At 70.9% G+C, this 24,326-nt stretch carries 20 protein-coding genes and 1 pseudogene; 10 read left to right on the plus strand and 11 right to left on the minus strand.

Annotation, left to right across the window (positions count from 1 at the left end):
• Window positions 1-348 precede the first annotated feature (348 nt).
• Window positions 349-1,104: a phosphotransferase gene (locus tag HII36_RS32445; RefSeq protein ID WP_173527105.1), complete on the minus strand. Its 756-nt coding sequence runs from the start codon at window positions 1,102-1,104 to the stop codon at window positions 349-351.
• Window positions 1,105-1,588: 484 nt separating this feature from the next.
• Window positions 1,589-2,116, minus strand: coding sequence for a hypothetical protein (locus HII36_RS32450; RefSeq protein WP_173527106.1), 528 nt, complete (start codon window positions 2,114-2,116; stop codon window positions 1,589-1,591).
• Here HII36_RS32450 and HII36_RS32455 point away from each other — a divergent pair.
• Window positions 2,115-2,426, plus strand: coding sequence for a hypothetical protein (locus HII36_RS32455; RefSeq protein ID WP_173527107.1), 312 nt, complete (start codon window positions 2,115-2,117; stop codon window positions 2,424-2,426). The two genes, HII36_RS32450 and HII36_RS32455, sit on opposite strands and share 2 nt — an antisense overlap.
• 242 nt (window positions 2,427-2,668) lie before the next feature.
• Here HII36_RS32455 and HII36_RS32460 read toward each other — a convergent pair whose 3' ends face one another.
• Window positions 2,669-3,511, minus strand: a complete 843-nt coding sequence (locus HII36_RS32460) for a poly-gamma-glutamate hydrolase family protein (protein ID WP_173527108.1) — start codon at window positions 3,509-3,511, stop codon at window positions 2,669-2,671.
• 982 nt (window positions 3,512-4,493) lie between these two features.
• The gene (locus HII36_RS32465) at window positions 4,494-7,166 is read right to left on the minus strand and encodes a helix-turn-helix transcriptional regulator (RefSeq protein ID WP_173527109.1); all 2,673 of its coding nucleotides are present in this window, start codon (window positions 7,164-7,166) and stop codon (window positions 4,494-4,496) included.
• 323 nt (window positions 7,167-7,489) lie between these two features.
• Here HII36_RS32465 and HII36_RS32470 point away from each other — a divergent pair, with 323 nt between their 5' ends.
• Window positions 7,490-7,921: a hypothetical protein gene (locus HII36_RS32470; RefSeq protein WP_173527110.1), complete on the plus strand. Its 432-nt coding sequence runs from the start codon at window positions 7,490-7,492 to the stop codon at window positions 7,919-7,921.
• 34 nt (window positions 7,922-7,955) lie between these two features.
• On the opposite strand, the gene HII36_RS32475 is transcribed toward HII36_RS32470, so the two are convergent.
• On the minus strand, window positions 7,956-8,540 hold the full coding sequence (locus tag HII36_RS32475) for a TetR/AcrR family transcriptional regulator (RefSeq protein ID WP_173527111.1): 585 nt from the start codon (window positions 8,538-8,540) through the stop codon (window positions 7,956-7,958).
• A gap of 27 nt (window positions 8,541-8,567) precedes the next feature.
• On the opposite strand from HII36_RS32475, the gene HII36_RS32480 reads away from it, so the two are divergent.
• The 3 genes from HII36_RS32480 (at window position 8,568) to HII36_RS58825 (ending at window position 13,301) form a co-directional block, all read left to right on the plus strand.
• The gene (locus HII36_RS32480; protein ID WP_173527112.1) at window positions 8,568-10,100 is read left to right on the plus strand and encodes an FAD-dependent monooxygenase; all 1,533 of its coding nucleotides are present in this window, start codon (window positions 8,568-8,570) and stop codon (window positions 10,098-10,100) included.
• A 140-nt stretch (window positions 10,101-10,240) separates the two neighbouring features.
• Complete coding sequence (locus HII36_RS32485; protein WP_173527113.1) at window positions 10,241-10,525, plus strand: antibiotic biosynthesis monooxygenase; 285 nt, start codon at window positions 10,241-10,243, stop codon at window positions 10,523-10,525.
• Between the two features lie 178 nt (window positions 10,526-10,703).
• Window positions 10,704-13,301, plus strand: coding sequence for a helix-turn-helix transcriptional regulator (locus HII36_RS58825; RefSeq protein WP_328807986.1), 2,598 nt, complete (start codon window positions 10,704-10,706; stop codon window positions 13,299-13,301).
• 50 nt (window positions 13,302-13,351) lie between these two features.
• On the opposite strand, the gene HII36_RS32495 is transcribed toward HII36_RS58825, so the two are convergent.
• Both HII36_RS32495 and HII36_RS32500 read right to left on the minus strand, forming a co-directional pair.
• Complete coding sequence (locus tag HII36_RS32495) at window positions 13,352-14,707, minus strand: MFS transporter (RefSeq protein ID WP_217370247.1); 1,356 nt, start codon at window positions 14,705-14,707, stop codon at window positions 13,352-13,354.
• Window positions 14,708-14,741: 34 nt separating this feature from the next.
• Window positions 14,742-15,755, minus strand: coding sequence for an MBL fold metallo-hydrolase (locus HII36_RS32500; RefSeq protein WP_173527115.1), 1,014 nt, complete (start codon window positions 15,753-15,755; stop codon window positions 14,742-14,744).
• A 523-nt stretch (window positions 15,756-16,278) separates the two neighbouring features.
• On the opposite strand from HII36_RS32500, the gene HII36_RS32505 reads away from it, so the two are divergent.
• Window positions 16,279-17,055, plus strand: a complete 777-nt coding sequence (locus HII36_RS32505; protein WP_328807987.1) for an SDR family NAD(P)-dependent oxidoreductase — start codon at window positions 16,279-16,281, stop codon at window positions 17,053-17,055.
• A 58-nt stretch (window positions 17,056-17,113) separates the two neighbouring features.
• Here the strand turns inward: HII36_RS32505 and HII36_RS32510 are convergent, their stop codons facing one another.
• Window positions 17,114-17,752, minus strand: coding sequence for a TetR/AcrR family transcriptional regulator (locus tag HII36_RS32510; protein ID WP_217370248.1), 639 nt, complete (start codon window positions 17,750-17,752; stop codon window positions 17,114-17,116).
• A 119-nt stretch (window positions 17,753-17,871) separates the two neighbouring features.
• Here HII36_RS32510 and HII36_RS32515 point away from each other — a divergent pair, with 119 nt between their 5' ends.
• Together HII36_RS32515 and HII36_RS32520 are read left to right on the plus strand one after the other, a co-directional pair.
• Entirely contained in the window at window positions 17,872-18,252 is a 381-nt protein-coding gene (locus tag HII36_RS32515; protein ID WP_173527116.1) for a hypothetical protein, read from the plus strand.
• 54 nt (window positions 18,253-18,306) lie between these two features.
• A complete protein-coding gene (locus tag HII36_RS32520) occupies window positions 18,307-19,581 on the plus strand; it encodes an amidohydrolase family protein (protein WP_173527117.1) in 1,275 nt (424 codons plus the stop codon).
• Between the two features lie 185 nt (window positions 19,582-19,766).
• Here HII36_RS32520 and HII36_RS32525 read toward each other — a convergent pair whose 3' ends face one another.
• A complete protein-coding gene (locus HII36_RS32525) occupies window positions 19,767-20,939 on the minus strand; it encodes an alpha/beta hydrolase (RefSeq protein ID WP_173527118.1) in 1,173 nt (390 codons plus the stop codon).
• Window positions 20,940-21,087: 148 nt separating this feature from the next.
• On the minus strand, window positions 21,088-21,465 hold the full coding sequence (locus HII36_RS32530) for a DUF6069 family protein (protein WP_173527119.1): 378 nt from the start codon (window positions 21,463-21,465) through the stop codon (window positions 21,088-21,090).
• Between the two features lie 131 nt (window positions 21,466-21,596).
• Here HII36_RS32530 and HII36_RS58830 point away from each other — a divergent pair, with 131 nt between their 5' ends.
• Entirely contained in the window at window positions 21,597-22,730 is a 1,134-nt protein-coding gene (locus tag HII36_RS58830) for a sensor histidine kinase (protein WP_328807988.1), read from the plus strand.
• Window positions 22,718-23,371 carry a response regulator gene (locus tag HII36_RS32540; RefSeq protein WP_173527120.1) on the plus strand — a complete coding sequence of 218 codons (654 nt, stop codon included), beginning with the start codon at window positions 22,718-22,720 and terminating at the stop codon, window positions 23,369-23,371. The genes HII36_RS58830 and HII36_RS32540 overlap by 13 nt, the downstream gene beginning before the upstream one ends.
• 158 nt (window positions 23,372-23,529) lie before the next feature.
• On the opposite strand, the pseudogene HII36_RS59505 reads toward HII36_RS32540, so the two are convergent.
• Window positions 23,530-24,228 (minus strand): annotated as a pseudogene (locus tag HII36_RS59505) (IS30 family transposase); the annotation flags it as partial.
• Window positions 24,229-24,326 lie beyond the last annotated feature (98 nt).

Below are 24,326 nucleotides of genomic sequence, written 5' to 3' on the forward strand. Positions count from 1 at the left end.
CCCCACCGGTGGTCATCCCCCGCCCCGGCCACTGGCCGGACATCCGGCTCGACCTAACCGGAGCCGCCCTCATCGGCTTCGACCTCAGCACCTGCCGCATGGGCACGGCCGGGTTCGTCGGGGCAACTTTCACCGGCGATGCCCAGTTCGGCAAGGCGAGTTCGACTTGTGGGCGACCAGCTCGGTGTGGCGACGATTGCCATCATCGGCCTTCATCTCGTACAAAGCGCATGCCATCCCCGGGCCATGGGCGGCCAACACCTGCCGACAGTCACCGACGCGGCCGCGCGTTCGGGGCAAGGCAACCCTTCGAATATGTGGAACTGCCGGCGCACGGACCGGGGCCTTTCAGAGGGGACGGTTCAGTTCTGGCTGATCGTGCTCGAACAGGTGCCTGTGGTCCTCGGTCCAGGCCCGCCGGGCTGCCAACTCCTCCAGATAACCGTCAGCCGCCCACGTCGCCTGAGGCTGGTGTCCCGATTCGGCGAGGCGGCGGACCCGTTCGAGGGTTTCCTGCTGAACTGCGATGACAGCGTCGATCAGCCCATCAGTGGACGTCAACCCATAGGCGGCGGCGAATGCCTCGATGCGTTGTGCCCGGCGAGGCGCTTTGGAGTAACCCAGCCAGCGCACACATACAGTGTCGTCGCGAAAGGGGGCGACGTACTCAAGGGCATAGGCGACATCATGCTGCCGTGGCGCAGGGCGGGCGTGGTCCCAGTCGATAATGCCCACAGGTTTGCTCCCCTGCCAGACGACGTTCCAGGGCCCGAAGTCTCCATGGCAGATCGTTTCATCCGCGAACCCGTCCACGGCGTCGTGGTACTCGCGCAACAAGCGCGCGAAAGCCGCGAGTCCGGCCTCAGGCACCACCTTGCTCCAGCTCTGCGCACCCGATTCACCCTCGATGAATGTCAGGATCTCCCTTCCCTGTTCATCGACTCCCAGCACCCGCGGCGCGTACGGAAATCCGACCGCCTCCAAATGGCGCAGCAGGGCGTGCACCTCCGGCGACCACGGTTGCATGGGTCTTCGCACGGTTCGGCCAACCCGCACAACCCTCCGGTGCGTTCCATCCTGCAGGACCTCTTCTTCGCTGCTCATCTATCTCTGCTCCTTGGCGTCCATACACGCATCTGGCGCTGAAAGGCCGACCTTCACCCGGCTCATCCGGAGATCGAGGGCATGGCATTCGCCTCCACCGCAGTTCATCGCTTGCACGCGGGACAGGCTCTCACAAGGACGGAGCAAGCGTAGGCGTCGACGCTTTCGGACTGCCCGGAGTGCGAGTCGAAGCGTTCACCGGCTCGAACCAGGGTGCCGCAGGTGTCAGAGTGGGCTCCTTCGCCTGGCGCCACCGCCCGCTGGTTCGGCACCCCGATTGCCGAACTGATCTCAAAGGCCCGTACGGCTCGAAGCCATCCGCGCCAAAACTGCTTACTCTTAATCTCCTTCCAGAGGAATTCCGTTCGATATCGGAGAGCAGGTTCCTCTTCGACAGGCTCTCGAGGCGTTCGCGAATTGCATGAATCGTTGTGATGAACTGCTCCATATCAGCCAAGGTCCCATGTCGGACGGAGTCTCCGGCTCATTGGCGCTTCGGAGCGAAGATTCGGTGCTCCATGACACTGGAGTCACCCTCCTGGCCGGGACCGACTACAACACGTACGGCATCGCCCGCGGTGTCAGCATGCTCGCCGAACTGGAGCTTCTGGTGCGTGCGGGGGCGCCGGTCGCATCGTCTGCGGGTCGGCGACCGAACGGTCACCGTTCCACCGGCACAGACTCGGCCGGTCAGCTGGATCGCCTCCCTCTCGAATCCGGTCGAGCAGCCGGGAAAGACCTGCTCACCCTCCCCGCGGACGACGAAGTCCAGGAATCTGTGATTGCGATGCAGCGCCTCCCCCATCGGCCCGTCACAGTTGGCGCCGCCGAACACGGCGCGCAGTCCCGGCCGCAGTCGCTTCAGACGCCGGGCGAGCGCGAGGCCGGCCACGTTCTGCATGAGCGTCGAGGTGAAGCCCACGACGTCGGGGTCGGGGCTCGGATCTCCTCGGCGGCCTCGAGTGCGCGCATCCGCTCCAGCGTCGACACCGGCACCCGTGGTCGCCGGCATGAGCGTGGAACTCTTTCACCCTCCAGCCCGGGTCATCGTAGAGGGAGCCTGCGAAGACCCGGTCGCCGAGACCGTGCGGCACGCCGTTCTCGGCGATGTCGGCAGAGGAGGCGACGCCGTCGGCGCCGCGCGCGAGCAGGACTTCCGTCCATCGGATTCCACCGTGATACTCCCCCACCTCGACGTGTGGCCGCTCCCGTCGCACGACGGTGCCCGGCAGGCCCACGGCCGGCGACGGGCGGTGGACCGCGTGCCGTGGCATCGCGGCCAGGACGACACGCATCTTCATGCCGGTCTCCCATCGTGCTGAGGCCGCCGCGTGAGCGACGGCCTCACCACCGACCCCTGCTCTGGCCGGACGTCGGATCCGCGATTCTTTTGGCACCCGGTGCCGGGCGCCACCACGCTCTCGGCATGGATGACCACCTTCTTGATCTTGCTCTTTCCTCCACTGGAGGCGAGGCGCCTCTAGGGCCGCGTAAGCAAATCTGCACGAGGCGCCGCGGCGCCGGCATCCGTTGGATGACCGGAGCAGCGCCCGGGAACGCCACCTCAGGAGAGAGCGCGGTCGACCGCCGCGACGTAACGGTAGAAGGCTTTGGTACGGTTCGCGGGATCCTCGATCCAGGCCCGGCTCAGATTGCCGCCCCGGAAGAAGAGCTCCCGCTGGCCTCGGGTCAGTTCGAGCTGTACGCCTCGGTGCCGACGGTTCCTGTTGACGATGTTGCCGGGATTCGTACCGGCCAGTTCGGCGGGCACCGTCACCGCGACGGCGAATCCGGCGGCGCGGAGCGCGCCGGCGACCTTGCGGGCCAGTGCTCGGTCCCGGCCCCCGACATAGGTGGTGGCCGAAGACCCCTTCGCCCCGTGCCAGGAGACGGTGTAGTCGCTCTGTGCGACCAGTTCGAGCGCTCGCGGCTCGTCGAAGCGGGTGGAGGTGATGTGCAGGTCGCCGTTGCCGGACGCCTTGATGCCCTCGAAGGAGTAGAAGGCGTAGGCGCCTCCGGCGGCGTGGTCGGCCAGCTGGGTGGTCGGCGCCTCGATCGCACCGCCGTGGATGGCGATGTGGGCCACGCGGCGGTGGGCCACGTGGGCTCTGCCGGGCCCCCGCTGGACGCGACGATAATCCCTGCCCTCCTTCTCATGGGCGGCGAGGTCGGCGTAGCTCCGGTAACGGTCGGCTTTCTTGCCGGCCCAGACAGGCGAGGCCTGCGCCGTGCCGGAAACGCCCGTGACCAGCAGGGCGACGATACAAGCGAGAGCTCTTCTCATGCGAAATCCTTCGATGGTTCCTGATGGCGAAGTTTCTTGGTGTCGCGCCCAGATGATCGCCGACAGCGGCTCTCGGCGCATGATCCAGTCCGCCTTTGAGCAGTTTCTCCTGCGATGGCTCACGCGGTTGACCAGGCCCGCTCGTGGTCCTCCGCCTTGTGGTCGCCTGTCGGTACGGCTTCGGCTGCCGGTCTGACATGTTGAGGAGGCAGATGACGATCACAGTGAGGAGGAGAGCGATTCCAGCGCCCACCGGGGCCGCGATGGGGAAGCCCGCCCGGAACGCCTCCCCCGCCTTGCGGAGTGGCCAGCGGCCGCCGCCGAGCACCGGACCGATCGCGAGGCCGCCATGAATCCCGCCGCGCCGGCCATCGACACCCTGCGGCGGCCGGCACAGTCGCCGAGGTCGGCGGTCATGAGCACGGTGGGCAGGAGCACGGTGGGCAGGAGCACGAGTGCCGGACCGAACCATTGACGTGGTCCGGCAGGTGCCGAGGACATGAGAGGACTTCCTCCGGAGGGACGGGACGGCCTGGCCTGTGCTCAGGGCCTAGTGGCACGAAGGCGGCATGAAGGTGGCATGAAGACCGAAAGCGGAAGGGCGGCGGCCACGGCAGCACCATGAGACGGCGTCAAGCCAAGCCGCCGCCCGCGCCTGCCGCATCCGTCGAATGACCGGTCACGTCCGCCCGCGTCCGGTCTCGGCTGGAATCGCCAGGGCTGGTCTGAACGCGTCGCACCTGTTCCACCGGCGCCAAGCAGCATCCCGTGGTCTCACCTTCGGCTCCGCGTCGCAGTCCGCTCGCGCGCGGCCGGGGCACGACGAGCCGGGCCCGCTCCTCGGCATCTCGTCGAGGTCGGTGCTGATGACAACGATGGTCTACGGCCTCTTCGAGAGGACCCCGGGACCGGCCTGATCGGCGTGCAGGCGCTCTTGGCCCTGGCCCCGCGGATCGTGAGTCGGTGTCCGACATCACGCGACACACGGCTCCGCGCGCCACTGCCGTATCGAGACCTCGATGAGCACCGATCACGTTCACCTGCCGTCCGGACCGGCCGGGACGACGGTGTTCCACCTCGCTGCCGACCTTCCGCTCTCCGCAAGCTAGACGTGAAGGTCGATCTTGGTGAGTTCGGCGCGCGAGGCGATGCCCAGTTTGGGGAAGGCGCGATACAGGTGGAACCCCACCGTGCGGGGGCTGAGCATCAGCTTCACGCCGATCTCCTTGTTCGTGGCTCCCGTGGCGGCGAGCCGTACGACCTGCAACTCGTGCGAGGTCAGCGGAGCGCCGGCGCCCGCGGTGGCGACGGTCGCCTCGCCCGCTGCCCGGAGTTCGGTACGAGCACGCTCCAGCCAGGGCCGAGCCCGCAGGGACTCGAAGATCTGCAGAGCAGAGCGCAGCGGCCCCCGGGCTTCGTTCCTTCGCCGGGCTCGTCGCAGCCGCTCCCCGTAGAGCAGCCCGGTCCTGGCCCGCTCGAAGGGCCTTCCTCCCCTGGCGTGCAGGCGAACGGCGGCGGCCAGGCCGGCCAGCGCGTCCTCCTCCTTGGCCAGCAGCGCCCGGCATCGCAACGCCACCGCCGCCGCCCAATGCTGCCCGGTGCCGGCAGCCCAGGCGTCGAAGCGGGCGAGAGGCTGACGCGCCCGGCCTGGCCGGCCGGAGTGCACCGCCGCCTCCACCTGATCTGCCAGGCTGTAGACCCCGGCGATGGAGTGTCCCGAGCTGCCGGCCGCGAGTTCTTCCAGGCGTTCCAGCGCCTCGGCGTCCCGGCCGGCCCCCAGGTCGAGGAGGCCCAGCGCGTAGGCACCCCACATGGGGGCGGGCTCGCAACCGTGCCGCCTGACGTACTCGCGTTCCCGGGCGGCCAGCGTCCGGCAGGTGTCCTCCTCCCCGCGGACCGCGGCCAGTGCCGCCAGGAGTCCCTCGATGCGCCGCATCTCCAGCATCTGGCCCGTGGCGGCCGCGCACTCGATGCCTTCCTCCGCCGCACGCTCCGCGTTCTTGTAGTGTCCGCGCAGGAACTGGGTCTGGGCCATGAGGTTCAGCGCAGACGGCAGCAGGCCGGTCATGCCGTGGGAGCGGCACCATTCGACGTCGCGCTGGGCGAGGTCCCATGACGTCTCGTCGTCACCCGCTATCAGGCCGGCGTAGACGGGCCTGAGCCCATAGTGGCGGCGGAGCGTCGACGTCTCGCGGGCTGCCGAGGCGAGGGCGGCGATGGCGGGGACCGCGTCGGCGTAGTTGTGGGCCAAGAGGTCAGCCATGGCCCTGGACCCGGGAACGGAGGCAGTCAGTTCAGCTGTCGAAGGCCAGGCCGGTCTCATCCTGGCGAGCCAGGTCGCGGCCTCGTCCACCGTGTCGGCGTCCCCCGCGAGCCAGGCGTAGCTCGCCGCGCAGGCGAACATCCGTCCGGCGGTCGACGGGGCGGTGGTGACGACCGGCGTGGCCCCGTCGATGAGAAGGCGGGCCGACTGCCGCGGCGTGCCGAGGTAGAAGCCCGCCGATGCGCGCACTTGGCGGAGCCTGGCAGCGGTGAGCGGCAGGTCGGCGACCTGCAACCCCTCATCGGCGAGGAAGCGCGCGTGCGCCACCAGGCCGCCCGCCAGGGCTGCCTCCGCCGCGGCGACCAGGCGGCGCGTTCGTTCGGCATCGTCGGCGGACAGTCGCGCCGCCCTTTCGAAGGCGACGGCCGCCCCGGCATGGTCCGCCCTGCTCGCCGCCGTCTCAGCGGTACGCTCCAGCGTGGCGGCGGCGTTCTCGTCGGCCGCCGTGGTGAACGCGGCCAGATGCCAGGCGCGCTGGTCGGTGCGGTGGTCGCCGTCAAGGGCCGCGGCGAGCCGCTGATGCGCGGCGATCTGCCAGCTGAGGTATGCCTCCTGGTAGGCGAGGACCCTGACCAGGGGGTGGTTGAACGTCAGCGACGTACCCGTCACCGTGAGCAGCCCCGCCTCGTGCGCATGGTCGATGTCCCCGATCCCGAGACCCAGCGCCGCACCGGCGCGCATGATCAGGTCGAGGTCGCCGGTGTGATCGGCGGCGGCCACGGTCAGCAGCATGCGGGTGTTCAGCGTCAGACCGTGGAGCACACTCCGGTACATGTCGGCGGTCGCGCAGGTGGCCTGACCCGTGGCCAGTGCGATGAGAGCCAGGGGGTTGCCCTGGGCCTCGGTGAGGACGCGCTCACAGGCTTGAGGCGACAGGTCGGTCGTCACCTCGCCGAGCATCCTCATCGCCGCGTCCCTGTCCAGCCGGAGAAGGGGGAGTTCGGGCAGGTCATGCGAGGAGAAGGTGTCGTCACGTGCGGCGAACAGCATGACGGGCCCCTGCGCGCCCATGCGCCGCGCCGCGAAGGTCAGGGCGTCCGCCGATGCCCTGTCCATCCATTGCGCGTCATCGACCAGGCACAACAGCGGCGCTTCCCGGGCGAGGCGCGTCAGCAGGGTCAGGACCGCCAGCCCGATCAAGAAGCGATCCTCCGGCACGTCCTGGCCGGACCCCAGCGCCGCACCCAGCGCCCGCGCCTGCGGCTCCGGCAGCGCGTCGACGGCGTCCCCAGCCCCCTGCAGCAGGACCTGCAGGGTCGAGAAGGGGATCTCCTGCTCCCACGCGGAGCACGGCGCCCTGAACACCCGCATCGCCGCGGACTCGGCCGCGTGGTCGAGCAGGGCCGACTTGCCGATTCCGGGCTCACCGCGGATGACCAGGACGGCGCTCGCTCCCGTACGCCCCCGATCCAGGATCTCGCCGATCGTCCGCAGTTCAGCGGTCCGCCCGAACATCTGCCCCTCCTTCCGGACGAGTCCGACAAGTCGGCCACGTAGCATGCCACAGATCATCGCAAGCGAGGGACGAAACCAGTAGTGCCAGGACCACATGCCGGGTGTGGGGTTCCCAGGCCGGCGGGTGTGGATTTTCCACACGTTCGCCGGCGGGGCGGGCTTCCCTTCAGCGTCCCGTCGTCGCCCGCCGAGGTGAACCGTCGAAGAGCCGAACCGGGCTGTCCCGCGAGAGACCGCCCGGAGTTCACGAGCAGGACGCCGTTCGTATCGCCTGCCACCTGAGCATGCCGCCTGAGCAGGCTCAGCTCAGGCGGCATGCTCACGTGGCTCTCTCCTTCCGCGACTGGTGGCCGGAGTCGGCGCGCTGCGCGGGCCTGCTGCGCGAGGAGCAGTGGGAGGACGACGAGGTCATGCGCCCGCACCGGTTGGACGAGGAGGCCCTGGCCACGTTCCTGACGGACTTCGAGCGGCACGACCTGGAACAGGCCGGGAGCGGCGCGTGGGCGATGCGCCGGATCGATGACGACGACCCGCGGCCCCGCTGCCCCGGCGACCGCCTGGTGGCCCTGCTCGGCCGCGACCTGTTCGGCACCGTGATCCAGCAGGTCATGGACGATCCCGGCGACGTCCGCCCGCTCGTCTGCGGGATCGGCGTGCCGTTCGGGGCCGGCCCCGGCGACCACGGGTTCTCCGGCTGCCTGCTGCTGGTCGGCCCCACCCGTCTCGGCCTGGTGATGATCGAGGCGACGGCCTGACCGAAGCGGGCGGAGGCGGCCCGGTCCCGGAGCGTCAGGGGATGTCCGCACGGCTGCCGACCAGGCCTCTGACGAGGGCTCGCATGATCTCCCGCACGTCCATGGCCGGCACGCCCAGTGTCATCCGGTCGAGCGTCACGCCGGTGAGCGCGGAGCCGAGCGCGTCCAGCTGCTCGTCGGAGACGGAGGGATGGATCGCGCGCACCCGCGCGGAGATGATCTTCAGCGTGGTGCCCCGCAGCTCCCGCATGACCTCGGCCAGCCCCGGGTTCCAGGCCGCGTGCAGGGACAGCTCGAGCCTGGCCAGGTAACGGTTGCGGGCGGGCCCCGATCCCGCCTCGACGAAGGAGGCGAGCAGCTCGACGAGCTCGTCGGGAGTGCGCGGCCACGCGGCCCGCCTGTCCAGCTCGGCCAGCTCGGCCAGCTGGAGGTCCAGCAGCCGCCGGGCGATGGCCTCGTACAGGGCCGTGCGGGTCCTGAAGTAGTTGGACGCGGTGCCTGGCGGCACTCCGGCCGCCTGGTCGAGGGCGCGGTGCGTGACGCTCGACAGGCCGGACTCGTCCAGCAGTGTCAGGGCGGCGTCGGCCAGCATCTCGCGGCGCGGGGACTTCCTTGGCATCCCGTCATGGTACTACGTTGTAGTACTATGATCGAGTACTACAACGTAGTGGAATGCGACGTGCTGGTGGTGGGCGCCGGGCCGACCGGGCTCACCCTGTCGGCGGAGCTCGCCCGGCGCGGCATCCGCCACCAGCTGATCGAGCGCGCCCCCGAGCCGCAGACCGGCTCCCGGGGCAAGGGGCTGCAGCCCCGCAGCCTGGAGATCCTTCGCGACCTGGGCGTGGTCGACGAGATCCTGGCCACAGGCACGGTCGGCATGCCGCTGCGGCTGTTCCGAGACCACCGGCAGATCGCCGAGCTGCCCACCGCGAGCGGGGGCCCGCGGCCCGGGGTGCCGTACCCGGATCTGGTGGTCCTGCCGCAGTGGCGGGTGGAGCGGATCCTGCGCGACCGCCTCCACACACTGGGCCTGGACGTGCGATTCGGCGCCGAGCTGCTGGCCGCCGAGCAGGACGGCACCGGCGTCACCGCCACCGTCCGGCAGGGCCAGGCCGAGCAGGTCGTACGCGCCGGTTACCTGGTCGGCTGCGACGGCGGCCACAGCACCGTGCGCAAGCTGCTGGGCGCCCGCCTGATCGGCCACACCCGCGAGCAGAGTCTCTACGTGGGTGACGTCCGGATTGCCGGTCTGCCGGACGACGCCGCCTACACCTGGTTCGGACGCGACGGCAGCTATCTGGCCGTCGCGCCGCTGCCGCACTCTGGGGGCGCCTGGCAACTGCAGGCCACCCCGGAGCCCGGCTCCCCCAGCGTCCTCCCGGCGCCCACGCTCGGCACCTTCCAGAGGCTGTTCGCCGAACGGTCCGGCCGCACCGGCGTCCGCCTGAGCGAGGCGAGCTGGCTGTCGAGCTTCCGGTTCAACACCCGGATGGTCGACAGCTATCGCCACGGCCGGATCTTCCTGGCCGGCGACGCCGCCCACGTGCACACCCCGGCCGGAGCGCAGGGCATGAACACCGGCATCCAGGACGCCTACAACCTCGGCTGGAAACTCGCCGCGGCGCTCGGCGGCGCTTCCGAGGCGCTGCTGGACAGCTACACCGCGGAGCGGCGTCCCGTCGCCGCCAAGGTCCTGGCCGGCAGCACCCGCGGCGCCGAGGTATTGCTCGGCCTGCACCCCTTCCTTCGTGATCATGTCGTCTTCCCGCTGCTCGAACAGCCCGCGATCATGCGGCGGCTGCTCGCCAGGACCAGCGAGCTCGACATCGCCTACCCGGCCTCGCCACTGACCTTACGGGCCGAGGACCGGCGGCGACCCCGGCCGGGCGAGCGCGCCCCGGACGCGTACGGCCCCGGCGGGCGGCTGTTCGACATCATGCGCGGTACGCACTGGACACTGCTCGGCTTCGGCGCGCGGACGACCGCCGCGCTCCGTGCCGCCGAGGCAGCGCATCCGGGCGTCACGAGCCATGTCGTCACCGACCACCGGCACCAGGCCCGCCGGCTCTACCACGCGCGACCCGGCACGCTCGTCCTCATCCGCCCCGACGGCTACATCGCCACCCGCACCCTCCGCCCACAGACCGTCATGGACCATCTCTCCAGGCTCGGCGTGTGACCGGCTCCCCCACGGCCCGCACGCGCAACCGGTCACCCGACGGATGCCGGGCCCGCCGCCGCCGATCTAGCCTCAGGAGATCCCCGGCTTCCCAGCGGGTGCGACCGTCACCCGCGCCGGCGACACGAAGGAGCAAGGCAGTGCAGTATCTACTGGTCCGGCAGCGATTCTCCGACTACGACACCTGGCGCACGGCCTTCGAGAGTCTCGCCGAGGTGCGAAGCGCCGCCGGGATGCGCACCGCCCTCGTCAGCGTGAACGCGGAGGATCCGCAGGAGGCGGTCGTCCTGTTCGAGTGCGCCGACGCCCAGGCGATGCGGCAGCATTTCACATCGGATGCGTTGCAGGAGGCCCATCAGCGCGGCGGCGTCATTCCCGGTTCCAGCCAGGCCACCGCCCTGCGGCCGCTTCAGGAATGGAAATGAGCTCCGACATCGAACAAGTCGTCCGCGACACCGAGGAATTGCAGAGCGACGTTACGGGATTCACCGGGCCGCTGGCGCACGCAGGTACGACGCCATAGTCGCTGTCACAGCGGTCGTAATTCCGCCGCATGACCGATACCGTCTCGACTTCAGGGACACTTCTGCAGGACAATGAGGTGTGCTACATGGAAGATCGAGAGAACTCGCACATGTGAGCCGCCTGATTTCGGATGCCCGAAAAGGCAAAGGTGGAGCCCTTCTTCTACGCGGGCAGCCGGGTACGGGCAAAACAGCGCTTCTCGACCATGCGGCGGGTCAGGCCGGTGACGCCCTGGTCCTGCGCGCGCGGGGAGTCAGAACGGAGAGCGACCTTCCCTGTGCGGGGCTCCACCTCCTGCTCCACGACGTGCTCGATCGGCACGACCTGCTGCCCGAGCCACACCACAGCCTTCTCCACGGCGCGCTGCGCCTCAACGGCGAGGTTCGGCAGGGCGAGCCGAATCCGGCCGCGTTGGGCCTGGCGCTGCGCTGCCTGCTGACCGGTCTGGCGGCGCAGCGCCCGGTGTTGTGCCTGGTCGACGACGTGCACCAGCTGGACACCCCGTCGGTCGAGGCGCTGTCCTTCGCCGCACGGCGGATGAAGAACACGTCGATCGCGCTCCTGGCCACCGCTGACGCTTTTCCGCCGCACCGGCTCGGCCCGGAGCTCCGGCTTTCCTGCCTCGATCGTGCGGCGGCTGTCAGCGTGCTGGGCGATCACGCGCCCGCCGCCGGAGACGCCGGGCTCGAGCGGGCCGTCGCCTTGGCGGACGGCAACCCGCTGGCTCTCATCCACCAGGCTCAAGCCCTGAACGGCGTGGCTCAGCCGGAGGCTCACGCCCGGCGGGTCATCGCCGAGTTACGCGAGGGCGTTCTCACGCTCCCCGAGCCGACCAGGATGTTCTTGACCATCGTGGGGGCGATGGGCGCCTGCGCCCCCCTGGGCCCGGTCCTGGCGGCGGCCCGGCTGACCGGGCTGACACCGGCCGACCTCGAGCCGGCCGAGCGCGCCGGGCTGGTGGAGATCGCCGGCGACTCGATCGTGTTCCGGCATCCCCTCACCCGGGTCGCCGCCCACGACCAGGCGACTCTCGCCGCGAGAAGCGCGGCCCACCGCGGCCTCGCGGCGGTCCTCACCGGGCCCCAGCGGCTGTCGCACCTGGCCGCGTCCGCGGTGGGGCCGGACGAGGACATCGCCGCGGAGCTGGAGCGCTGCGCCACCTCCGCGGGAGACCATGAGCACGCGGCCCGGCTGAGTCCTTCCCGCGCCGACCGCTCCCGACGGCTTCTCCTCGCGGCCCAGGCCGCCTCCGGTTCCGGCCGGTTGGCTCAGGCCAGTGATCTGGCTGAGAAGGCGATGCTGCACTCCCCGGAGCCCAGCAGGGCGGCGGCTGCCGCTGCGGTGAGAGGGGAGGCGGAGTTCAATCTGGGCCGGCCCGATCGCGCCGCCCTGTCCTTCATCGCGGCCAGCCGTCTGATCGCCGACGCCGATCCGCGGCACGCGGCCACCATGCTCACGGCTTCCCTGTTGAGCGCCTTGACGGCGACCGACCTGGCCCTGGCGGGTGAGGCGATCCAGCTGCTGCGCGAGCTGCCCGGCCATGATCCGGCCGTGGCCTCGGCCCTGGGCGGGATGGTCGACATCTTCCGCGGTGAGGTGGCCCGGGGCTGCCACGCCATCATGACGTTCTTCGAAGACCCCGCGGCCTACGACCATCCGCACGCCGCGCACCTGCTGCTGCTCATCGCCGACGTGGACCGTGCTCACCTCCTGGCCCGCCGCTTCGTGAGCGAACGCGAAGTCGAAGGGGTGTACGCCGGGACTCCTTATGCCCGCTGGCTCCTGGCCCAGACCCTGCTCCTGAGTGGACGCCACCGGGAGGCCATGGCCGACGCACGAGAGGCGTTGCGGGTGTCCGGCGACCTCGGCCACCTGGACGGCGCCATCGACCTCCGTCTCTTGGTCGGACTCCTGGCGGCCTTCACCGGGGAGCCGGACGTCACCCCGGTGGTTCAGGGCGAAGGCGCGTCCCAGGACTACCACCAGTGGGCCCTGGCCCTGCACGACCTGCGTCAAGGCAGGAACGAGCACGCCCTGGACCGGCTCACCGCCATCAGACATCCCACCATCGCCTGGTATTGCACCGGCGACCTGGTCGAGGCCGCGGTCAAATCCGGCGAACCGGAACGCGCCGCGCCGGCTGTCGCCCGGCTGGAGGAGTGGGCGGCCGTGACCCGCGCCCCTTGGATCGCCGCCGTCGCCGCACGTTGCCGGGGCATCCTGACCTCGGCGGAGGAGCCGTTCCTGGCCGCGCTGCGGCTGGACGGGCAGGTGGCCCAGCCGTACGAGCACGCCCGCACCCTGCTGGCCTTCGGCGAGTGGCTGCGGCGGCAGCGCCGGCGCTCCGAGGCCCGCGTCCACCTGGAGAAGGCGTGCAACATCTTCCACGACCTCGGCACGCTCCCATGGGCCGAGCGCGCGGAACGGGAGCTGGCGGCGACCCAGGGCCCAGGCCCTCGAAGCCTTCTCACCCCACAGGAACAGCAGGTGGTACGGCTCGCCGCCCAGGGCGCCACCAACAGCGACATCGCCGGCCGGCTCGGCATCAGCAGCCGCACCGTGGCCTACCACCTGCAGAAGGCCTACCCCAAGCTCGGGGTGAACTCACGGGGTGAGCTGGCCGGGCTCCCGCCAACGGATCTCCGCCACGATCATCCCGAGGATTCCAGGGAGTGATCTCATCTGCTCTCGCGCCGTCGGCGCGCGACGCCGCAGCCGCCGCCTCCTCAGGTCCGCCACACCACCAGGGCCGCGGCGACGCTGAGCGCCGCCCCGGACCACAGCATGCCCGAGACGCCCACCGTTTCGACGATGATGCCGCCGAACAGCGCGCCGGCGGCGATGGCCAGGTTGAACATCGAGGTGTTCAGGGCGGTGGCCGCCTCCGTCTCCCCCGGCGCCGCCTTGAGTATCCACGTCTGGACGCTGACCGGCACGCCACCGAAGGCCAGCCCCCACAGCAGGAGCAGGACCACCCCGCTGATCGTGCTCGTCCCGATGACCGGGAAGCAGGCCAGCACAATCGTCAGCACGACGGCGATGGCGATGACGGTCTTGCGGATGTCGCGTCCGGCGGCCGTCCCCGCGACGAAGTTCCCGGCGATGCCGGCCGCGCCGAAGGCCAGCAGCATGGGGCCGATCAGGCTCGCGTCCATGCCGGACAGGGTCTGAAGCATCGGGCTGACGAACGTGAAGGCGGCGAAGTGGCCGCCCACCAGGAGGAAGGTCGCGATGACCCCGGCCCGGACGACCGGGTTGCGAAACTGGTCGGCCAGGGTGCGCAGGCGCACCGGCTCGGTGGCGGGCATCGCGGGAAGCAGGAGGAACAGGGCCAGGACCACCAGCAGGCCGAGGGCGCTCACCAGCGCGAACGCGACCCGCCAGTTCGTGAGGGTGCCGATCAGGGTCCCCGCGGGCACCCCCAGGACGTTGGCGACCGTGGCTCCGCCGAAGGAGATCGCCGTGGCGCGGGGCACGTAGCGCTCGGGCACCATGCGTACGGCGATCCCGGCCGCGAGCGCCCAGAACCCGCCGATGCTGACGCCCACCAGGAAGCGCGCGGCCAGCAGGAGCGTGAAGTCGGACGCCACCGCCGACAGGGCGTTGGCCAGCACCATCAGGCTGATCAGCCCGATCAGGACGACCCGGCGGTCCAGGCGCCGGATCGCCACCGGGAGCAGGGGCGCCGTGGCGGAGGCCACGAGGCCGGGCACCGTCACCATCAAACCGGCCATGCCCTCGGAGACCTCGAGTGCCCCGCCTATCGCGGTGAGCAGGCCCACGGGAAGCTGTTCGACGGTGACCACGGAGAACGTCCCGACCGCCACGGCCACCAAGGCCAGCCATCTGGCGAAGGAGACACTTGGGGCGGCGGGGGTCGAGGGAGAACCGGAAGCGGCAGCGGTCATGACGATCTCCAAACGGGGTTGCTCGATGAGGGACGGTCGCGAGGCTTCGGCCTGCCGCGGCCTGGGCGGGGCCTGGTCCGGCAGGCCCGGCACCCGCTCCAGGCCAAGAGCGGGGAACCGGAACGTCGCGTCGGTGGTGATGCCGGCCGACGGCGGAAGGACGGTGGAGAACATGCCGCTCCGCGACCTGTGCGGGCCGGACGACCCGCTACCGCGACGCGGGCCGGCCGGTGGCTTGCAGCAGCCGGTAGGTGACCAGGACGTTGAGCTGGTGCAGGCTGCGGCAGAGCTTCAGGAAGTTCTCCCGCGCGCTGTGCTGCGGGATGTCGTACTCCGCCAGCGCCCGCACCAGTCGCGGGTCGAGTCCGTCGGTGTAGGGGCTGAAGGCGCGTTCGAGGGTTTCCTCCATCGTGTGCCCGTCCTCATGGAGCCGGACCACGTCACTCTGCAGTCTCTCCAGGTAGGCGATCAGCCAGTCGATGCCCTCGATGCCGTCCCCGGCGGGGCCGTGACCGGGGACGATGGTCCGCAGGTCGGGCAGCGTCTCCCGCATGCGGCGCAGAGACTCCAGGTAGGGCGCCGGGCCGCCTTGGAGCAGCATCGGGGCCGTGCCCGCGTGGCAGAGGAAGTTGCCGGTCCACGCGATCTTCGTGTCGGGGACGTAGACGATGGTGTCGCCAGGCCCGTTGCCCGGGCCGAACTGCCACAGCTGCACCGTCCGGCCGCCGAGGTCGACCTCCGCGAAGGAGTCGAAGACGACGTCGGGTTTGCGCCACCTGGTCATGGCCTTGAGCAGGTACTCGTCGCCGTACATGTTGCGCGATCGGGTCATCTGCTCGTAGGCGAGGTCGCCCATGTTCTCCTTGTTGAGCCGGGAGGAGATGACGGTGACCTCATCGGGGAAGGCGGCGTTCCCGAAGGTGTGGTCGCCGTGGTAGGTCGTGTTGGCCAAATAGCGGACGGGGACGTCGGTCAGGTCCGCGGCCAGGCCCTGGAGCTGGACGGCGATCTCGGTCGTGATCCCGGAGTCGACGATCATCGCCGAGTCCCGGCCGACGATCAGGCCGTTGTTGTCCTTCGGGGGCAGATTGGCGATCAGTCCGTAAACGCCCTCGTCGTACCTGTGCGCGGCCAGCCTGAGCCCGATCGGGCTGAGATTGGGCCCCTCGTAGCCGGCCGGCCTCTCGGTGATCTCCCGGTCGGGAATATGGTGAACGGACATCTGGGTCTCCCTCGCAGATCGGCTGTCCATGACGCTACGAAGCGTGAGGGGGTCGCCGAATCCGTCGCGTTACCGGTGATGCCGGCCTCCGGTCGCACCCCTGGCTACTCCCAGGGCGGTGCAGACACGGCAGTCGATGATCTCGCCGATTCCGTCGGGGTCGAGGACCACTCCAGATCGACCGGGTGTCCCACCCTGCGGACGAGCCCGCGTAGCCGCCCGCGCCGGCACGCCTGGAGCACCTGCGGGCCTTCGGCCTGGATCACCGGTGCCCGGTATCACGAAGCCCGGCGCGACGGGCGGTCCCCACCTCATCACCCTGGTCAGCATCGCGGCCGCGGACCAGCAGCCGCGAATCGTCCGCCTGACCGGCGGTCGGGTCGGCGGCCCAGGCCGTTCAGGACATCAGGGCCCCGGCGAACCGGGGCGCGCCGGCCCCCGGGAGGTCCAGTCGCCCGCCGGATGCGGCCGATGACGTCCGCTCCCTAGCGTCAGGGCCATCAGCGATCACGAGGAGCGACACGTGAGCACGTTTCTGCAGTACGCAGGCAAGACCGCCGTCGTCACCGGCGCCAGTGGCGGGATCGGCAGCGCGGTGGTCCGCATCCTGCGGGCCGAGGGGGCGCGGGTCCTGGGCGTGGCACTCGACATCACTCCCGAGCTCGAGGAGAACGCCGCGTTCACCGTGCGGGCCGACCTGACCACGCCCGAGGGGGTGGACCGGCTCAGGCAGGCCGTCGAGACCGAGTTCGGCGCCGTCGACCTGCTGGTCAACAACGTCGGCGGGCTGACCGGCATGCCGATCAGCGGGCTGGCCGACATGCGGGACGAGACCTGGCGCAAGGGATTCGAGCTGAACTTCTCCGCCACCGTGCACGTCACCCAGGCGCTGCTGCACACGCTGCGCGCCGGCTCGGCGGTGGTCAACGTGTCCTCAGGCGTCGCACGGTGGCCGTCGTCGGGGCCGTACTTCTACGCCGCGGCCAAGGCCGCCCTGACGGCGTTCAGCAAGTCCCTGGCCGAGGAGCTCGGCCCGCGTGACATCAGAGTCAACACCGTCTCACCCGGTCTGGTCCGCACGCCCCTGTGGGACGAGTACGGACCGCGGCTCAGCCAGGCGCGCGGCGAGAGCTACGAGGAGTTCATGGCCGGCCTGCCCGGCAAGGTGAACGTCACCCTGCGCCGCTGGGCCAGGCCCGAGGAGGTCGCCAACCTCATCGTCTTCCTGGGCTCGCCGGCCGCCGGCTACATCACCGGCGCCGACCATCTCATCGACGGCGGCGCCAGCAAGACCGTCTGACCTCCTCAGACGCCGGAGCCGCCTTTCCTGCCCGGCCGGTCCGGCCGGGGACGGTACGTCAGCCGGTGGCCGGGCGGGGCCTCGTCTCCGGCTCGACGAACGTCAGCTGAGGGGCGCGGCCCTGGCCCCGCAGCAGCTGTGCCGTGCCGGCGGCCAGCGTGGCGGCGAAGCCGGGCAGCTGGTCGGCCTCCTGCTCCAGCAGGAACAGCCAGGCGAAGACCGGGCCGAGCAGCATGGCGTGCACCGATGCCGCGTCCGGGCGGCGGACCAGCTCGCCGCGGGCAAGCGCCCGGTCCAGCACCTCTTGGATGCAGTCGCGTTCGGCCGCCACGAAGGTCTCGGTGAACCTGGCGGCCATGCCCTCGTTCACGTGCACATCGGCGAGCAGCCCGAGCACGGTCCCGGGCGGAGGCGCGGACAGGCTCAGCACGATGTCCTCGGTGACGGCGGCCAGATCGGCGGCGAGCGAGCCCTCGTCCGGCGTGGCCAGCTCGAGGTCATGGAACACCGAAGCGAAGATCATCTCCTGCTTCGTGGCGTACCGGCGGTAGATCGCCGCCTTCCCCACGCCCGCCCTGGTGGCGACCGCGTCCACCGTGAGCTGCGCGTATCCCTGCTCCGACAACAGCTCGCGCGTCGCCTTGGCGACTGCGTCGTCCACCCGGCTGTCTCGGGGACGGCCCACCGGTTGCCTCATGGGGCGAGCATATCGGAACCATCAGACTCGGAATACAGCGTGAACCGGCTTGCGCGCAGCTCGCCGCCGGGGCATGATTCGGAACCATGAGTTCCGAAACGCACGTTTCCGTAAAGAGTGTGGTCTGGGCAGGGGCCATCCTGGTCTTCCTCGCCTGCGTCCATCTCGTCTCCACCTCGGTCCTGAGCGCGGCGCACATCCCGGCCTGGTTCCAGGGCGAGCTGTGGCTCTTCCCGCCCTCACCCGGCGACCTGACCGACCTGGCCGCCAACGTGGGCGCCTTCTGGATGGTCTGGGGCAGCTTCGGCGTGCCGCTCGGACTCATCGGCGCCCTGGTCGTCGGATTCGGCAGACGCGGGCAGGTTCCTCCTGCCTACCTGGGCATCGGCGTGGCCGGCTGGGCGCTGATCGGCGCCCTGCTGTTCGAGCCCTCGCCGTTCGTCCTCGGCCTGGTTCCAGCCGGCATGCTCCTGGCCGCCGCGTACAAGAGACGACCCTGACAGCGGGGGCGGACACCTCAGTCGTCAGGAACCGAAATACTCGAGGAGTTGCCCATGTCCCGTCCCGACCCCAGCCATTCGCCGGATCACGGCGCGGAGATCGGGCTCGCCCGCCCGGCGGAGCCGGCGACCATCACGCTGATCAAGGACGTCCGGGTCTTCGACGGTGAGCGGACCATTCCCCGGGCGGACGTCGTCATCCGCGACGACGTCATCGAGGCCGTCAGCCGTTCACCGCTGCGCACGGACGCGTGGACGCACCGCGTCGACGGCGCCGGACTCACGTTGCTGCCCGGGCTGATCGACTCCCACACCCACGCCCTTCCCGGCGGCCTGGCCCAGGCCCTGCGGTTCGGGGTCACCACCGAGCTCGACATGTTCTCCGTACCCGGCCTGTTCGCTGACGTACGCCGGCAGGCTCGCGACCGCGACGACGTCGCCGACGTGCGTACCTCGAGCGTCGGCGCCAACGCTCCCGGCGGCCATCCTCACCAGCTCATGGGCGAGGTCTTCGGCCCGCTTCCCGGCGTCCGCGACGCCGACGACGCGAAGGCGTTCGTGGCGGCTCGCGTCGAGGACGGCGCCGACTACTTGAAGATCATCATCGAGGACGGCGCCGGCATGGGCAGCCGCCTGCCCACCCTCGAACCGGCCACGGTGGAGGCGCTCGTCCGCGCCGCGCACGAGGCGGGTCTCCAGGCGATCGCCCACGCCACCACGTTGGACGCCACCGAGATCGCGCTGAACGCCGGGGTGGACGGCCTGGCCCACCTCTGCTTCGAGCCATGCCCGGATCCGGAGGAGTTCGCCGCCAAGCTGGCCCAGCACGGAGTGTTCGTCACGGCCACCCTCGCGCTGCTCGAGGCGTTCACCGTGCAAGGGGGCACCGAGCTCGCCGCGGATGAGCGGATCGGCCCCCACCTGGACGGTTCCACGCGCGCGGCACTCGGCAGGGCTCTTCCCGGCGCTCCGCTGCTGCCCGGGAGGGTCTTCGACAGCGCGCTCGCAGTGACGGGGGCGTTGCACAGGGCAGGGGTGCCGATCCTGGCGGGTACGGACGCCAACGACGGCCCCCACGGCCCCTTTCCCGTCGTGCACGGGGCCAGCCTGCACCGGGAGCTGTGCCTTCTGGTGCAGGCTGGACTGAGCGCGGCCGAGGCCCTGGCCGCGGCCACGAGCGTGCCCGCCAGGCAGTTCGGCCTCACCGACCGGGGCCGCATCGCCCCTGGTCTGCGAGCAGATCTGCTCCTGGTCGCCGGCGATCCGACGGTGCGCATCACCGACACCCGATCCATCTCGGCGATCTGGCGGCGCGGCGCGCGAAGGTGACGGCACGCCTGCCAGCGGCCATGAGTCGTGGGAGCGGGGTGCGGCAGACGGGGGTTGGCCGTGCGCGGGGTGGCCGGGAAGGCGTCGGCGGCCGCGGCGAGCGTGACGTGTCCGCCGCGCAGTGCGATGATCTTCGGGGCGGCCACCGGGCGATGCCCGCTGAGCCGGTCCGGGTGATGTGCCGGTTAGCCGGCCAGGGTTCTTCTTTCCCGTGATCTCACCCAGGCGGTGAAGCCCTCGATCGCATCGACGACGGCCTCGAAGCGGACCGAGTGGTACAGGTCGAAGGCGTGGTTCCCACCGCGCAGCTCGGCGTGGACGACGGGGTTCGCCGAGGTCTCGCGTAGCCGGTCGGCGAAGTGCCGGGCATCGGACGCGGGCACCTGCGGGTCCAGATCGCCGTGGGCCACCAGGAACGGCGGCGCGTCCGGTGCGATGTGGGCCAGCGGCGAGGACTCCGGGCCCTGGCCGAAGTAGGTGCCGTACCAGCCGTTCAGGTAGATGGCGCCGCTGACGGAGGTGTCAGCGTCCTCGAAGCCCGGCTGGAAGGCGGGGTCGTTCTGGGTGAGCGCGGCCAGTGCCGCCATGTGCCCGCCCGCCGAACTGCCCGCGACGAACAGTGTCGACGGGTCGGCGCCGTACTCGTGGGCGTGCGCGCGTACCCAGGCGATGATCTTCTTGAGGTCGATCAGGTGGTCCGGATGCTGGGCCTGCGGCCGTAGCCGGTAGTTGGCGCTGATGCACACCCACCCCTGGCCGGCGAGGTGGTAGAGGAGAGGAAGCGACTGGCTGTTCTTGTGGCCGCCGGAGTAGCCGCCGCCGTGCAGGTGGATCATCACGGGCGCGCCGGACGGGCGCGAGCGGTGGTGGTAGAGGTCGAGCACGTTGCGGCGGCCCGCGTCGCCGTAGGCGAGGTTGGCGATGCGCCGGACGTCCAGGCGGCGCTTGACGATGGGCAGGAGCAGGATGCGGGCCCACGGGGGACGGCGCCGCAGTCCAGCGCTGAGGTCGGCGTCGATGGCGGCGCGCCACCCCGCGCCCAGCCCGAGGTCCATCGCGCGCTCGATCCTGGACCGCTCGCCCATGGCGCGGTAGGCGATGACCGCGAGCCCGATCGCGGTCACGGCGGCCAGGGCGACGGTCGCCCAGCCGCCCGCCGAGTCGATGTCACCGTCGGCGAACGCCAGCGCCGTCGGGAGCAGCAGCATCCAGAAGAAGGCCGCGAACGGCAGTTCGTTGGCGGCCAGGCCGAAGTAGTAGCTCGGGCGGCCGAGCGGGCGGGAGAACGGCACCGGTCGTAGCGCGAACAGCGTACCGATCGCGGCGAGCGCCACGGTGAACAGATACCCGAAGGGCACAGGAACTCCAGAGATCGAAATTTGACACCGGGGGGTGAGCGCCCAGGTCTGTCAGCAGCGGCCGGGGGCGCCGGCCCGGCCGCGCAAGGCCTGTCAGCCGAGCGTGATCGCGACGAGGGCCGGGGTGATCAGGATCCGCGGGGCAGGTTCATCGCCGTGCCAGCCCCAGGACGATGACGGCCCCGACGACCAGGTGCATCAGGACCAGCACGAGCGTCGCGGCGGCGCCGACCGCGCTGCCGAGCGGGCCGAGGAGGGACAGCGCGCACACGGCCAGGGCGGTGATCGTCCAGATGCGGGCGGGCCTGGAGGCGAACCGCTCCAGGACGGCCAGCAGCGCCCAGCCCGCCAGCCCGGCCACCAGGCTCGCCACCAGGACCGATCCCGGTCCGATCTGCTGCGTTCCAGCGCCCATGCGCACGCTCAGCGTGGTTCCGGCGACCGGCACGGCCAGGGCCCAGACGGCCAGGGCAGCCGCGGGGGCGCCGACGACGGTGCAGAGGATTCGCTTGGCTGAGGTGTTCATGCCGGTCAGCTTCGCCCGTTCGCCCGATCCGCCGCATCGGGCGCGTGGTCGCCCGGTGTTCTCCCCCAGTGGGGTACGGGTCCTACTTTGGTAGGTGATGGCGCCCGAGAACCGGCGATTACCCTGACCCGGTGAAAAAGATCCGACCCTCGTACCCGATCGCGGTGACCGGCGTGGTCCTCGCGGTGGGCGGCCTGAGCGGCCTGACGCTGTGGAGCCAGGCCGGCGGGCCCTGGTGGGGGCTGGATGTCGTCGTCGCGGCGGTGAGCCTGGTCGCGGCGCTCGCCCAGCTGTGGTGGCCGGCCTCGGGAGCACTGGCCGCCACCCTCCTGGCCACCCTTTCCCCCGTGGCCACCGCGGCGGCGACGATGGGGGCGTTGCAGGTGGCCCAGCGCAGGCGCTTCCCCGTCGCGGCGGCGGTGGCGGCCGGGGGCGTCGCGGCCCACGTGGTCCAGGGACTGTGGCGGCCGAACTCCGGCATCTCCCAGCAATGGTGGTTACTGCTGATCTGCGCCTCCTACGGCGCGCTGCTCGGCTGGGGAGCGCTGGCCCGCTCCCGCCGCGCCCTGCTCTGCTCCCTGCACGAGCGCGCCAACCGCGCCGAGGCCGAGCAGGGCAGGCGGGTCGCCGAGGCCCGCATGGCCGAACGCCGCCAACTCGCCAGGGAGATGCACGACGTCCTGGCCCACCGCCTGTCCCTGGTGGCCACCCACGCCGGGGCACTGGAATACCGCCCGGACTCCTCCCCCGAGCAGCTCGCCCGGGCCGCCGGGGTGATCCGCACCGGGGTCCACCAGGCGCTGGAGGAGCTCCGCCAGGTGATCAGCCTGCTGCATGAACAGGACGACCAGCTGGACGAACTGGCACTCCAGCCGGTGCTGGCCGACCTGCCCGGCCTGATCGCCGACGCACGGGAGGCCGGCCAGGAGATACGGCTCCGCGAGGAGGTCACCGACGACGACGGCGCCTTGCCGCAGGCCGCGTCCCGTACCGCCTACCGCGTCGTCCAGGAGGGGCTCACCAACGCCCGCAAACACGCCCCCAGCCGGCCGGTGGACGTGCTGCTGCGGGGCACCCCCGGCACGTCCCTGCTGATCGACATCCGCAACCCGCTGGCCCCGGCGGGCACCGCCCCGCTCGCGCCCGGCAGCGGCCTCGGCCTGGTCGGGCTCACCGAGCGGGTACGGCTGGCCGGCGGGCAACTGGATCACCACCACTCCGAAGGAGAGTTCCGGCTTCAGGCCCGGCTACCATGGCCCGCGTGATCCGCGTGTTACTGGTCGACGACGACGCCCTGGTCCGCGCTGGGCTGTCCATGATGCTGGACGGCGCCGCCGGCATCACGGTCGTCGGCGAGGCGGCCGACGGCCAGGAGGCCATCACCGCCACCGACGCCCACGCCCCCGACGTCGTCCTGATGGACCTGCGGATGCCGCGTGTGGACGGCATCACCGCCACCCGCCGGCTGCGCGCCCGTGCCCGCCCGCCCGAGGTGATCGTGCTGACCACGTTCGACACCGACGAGAACGTCCTGCACGCCCTCCGCGCGGGCGCCGCCGGCTTCCTGCTGAAGGACACCCCGCCACCGCGCATCGTGGAGGCGGTCACCCGGGTCGCCGCAGGCGATCCGATCCTGTCCCCGCGCATCACCCGGCGGTTGATGGAGCGCACCGTCGCGCAGGCCGGCGCCTACGAGCAGGCCCGTACCGCACTGACCGCCCTCACCCCGCGCGAGCACGAGGTGGCCCTGGCGATCGCTCGTGGCCGGACGAACGCCGACATCGCCGCGGACCTGGCCATGAGCATCACCACCGTGAAAGCGCACGTCTCCAGCATCCTCACCAAGCTCGGCATGGACAACCGCACCCAGATCGCGATCCTCGCCCACGACGCGGGCCTGACCTGACCCGCCTGGAGCGAAGCGAACGCGGGTATCGCTCATCTCCGCGTACGCGCGCGCGCTGTACTACCTGGCGAGCCTGGGGATGTCGGCCCTCCGCGCTCACCGGCACTTTCCAGGGGCGTCGCAACACAGTGATCAATCACTGGTGGCGAGCAGCATGGCGATCGCTTGAGCTGGGCCGACAGCGCGGCCATGATCTCCTCCGGAGCGTCGCGCATGCGCTCGGCGCCGCGGCCGATCGGCAGGTGGACGAGCATCACGTGGCGAGTGGTCCGCTCGACCAAAAGTGCCGATGGCCCGGGCGCCGCTCTGGCCGATGACGCAGTCGCCTTCCCAGTGGCCGGTCGTCGGCCTCAGCCGGCCGCTCGCTGATCACCGCCATGGGTGCGCTGTAGCGGTGCCGGCGCTGCCGGGCCAGGCGACGCGACTTGCGCATGGCGCGACCGGTGCGCAGCGCCCCGGCCGGCTCGCGGCGCAGCCCGGCGCGGCCTTGGACGTAGAGCGCTTAGTAGACGGTCTCATGGCACACGTGCATCTCCGGCCGCCCGGGACAGGTCCGGCGCAGGCTCTGGACGATCTGCTCCAGGCTCCAGCGCTTGTGCAGGTGCTGTTGAATGCGGGCCCGTAACTCCGGGGTCCTGGCTGATCTTGATGGGCTTGGGGCGAGGCCGGCGAGCGTCGGGATGCGTCTGGGCGGCGTGCGGCCGGTAGTGGCCGTTGGCGGGATGCCGGTCGCGGCGGATCTCACGGCTGATGGCCGAGGGCGCGCGGCCCGGCTCACACGCGATCTCCCGAACCGACACCTTTTCCCGCAGCCGGTCGTCGATGTGAATGCGCTCGGTTTCGTTCAGGCAGCGGCCACGCACGTCCTGGACGCTTTCATGACAGGGCCGAAATCGTCGTCACGCCCAACGCATCCTCGTCCTCAACGTCATGCGATCCGTCATGACCACAGCCG

Source organism: Nonomuraea antri, from assembly GCF_013283785.1.
Taxonomy (GTDB): Bacteria; Actinomycetota; Actinomycetes; order Streptosporangiales; family Streptosporangiaceae; genus Nonomuraea; species Nonomuraea antri.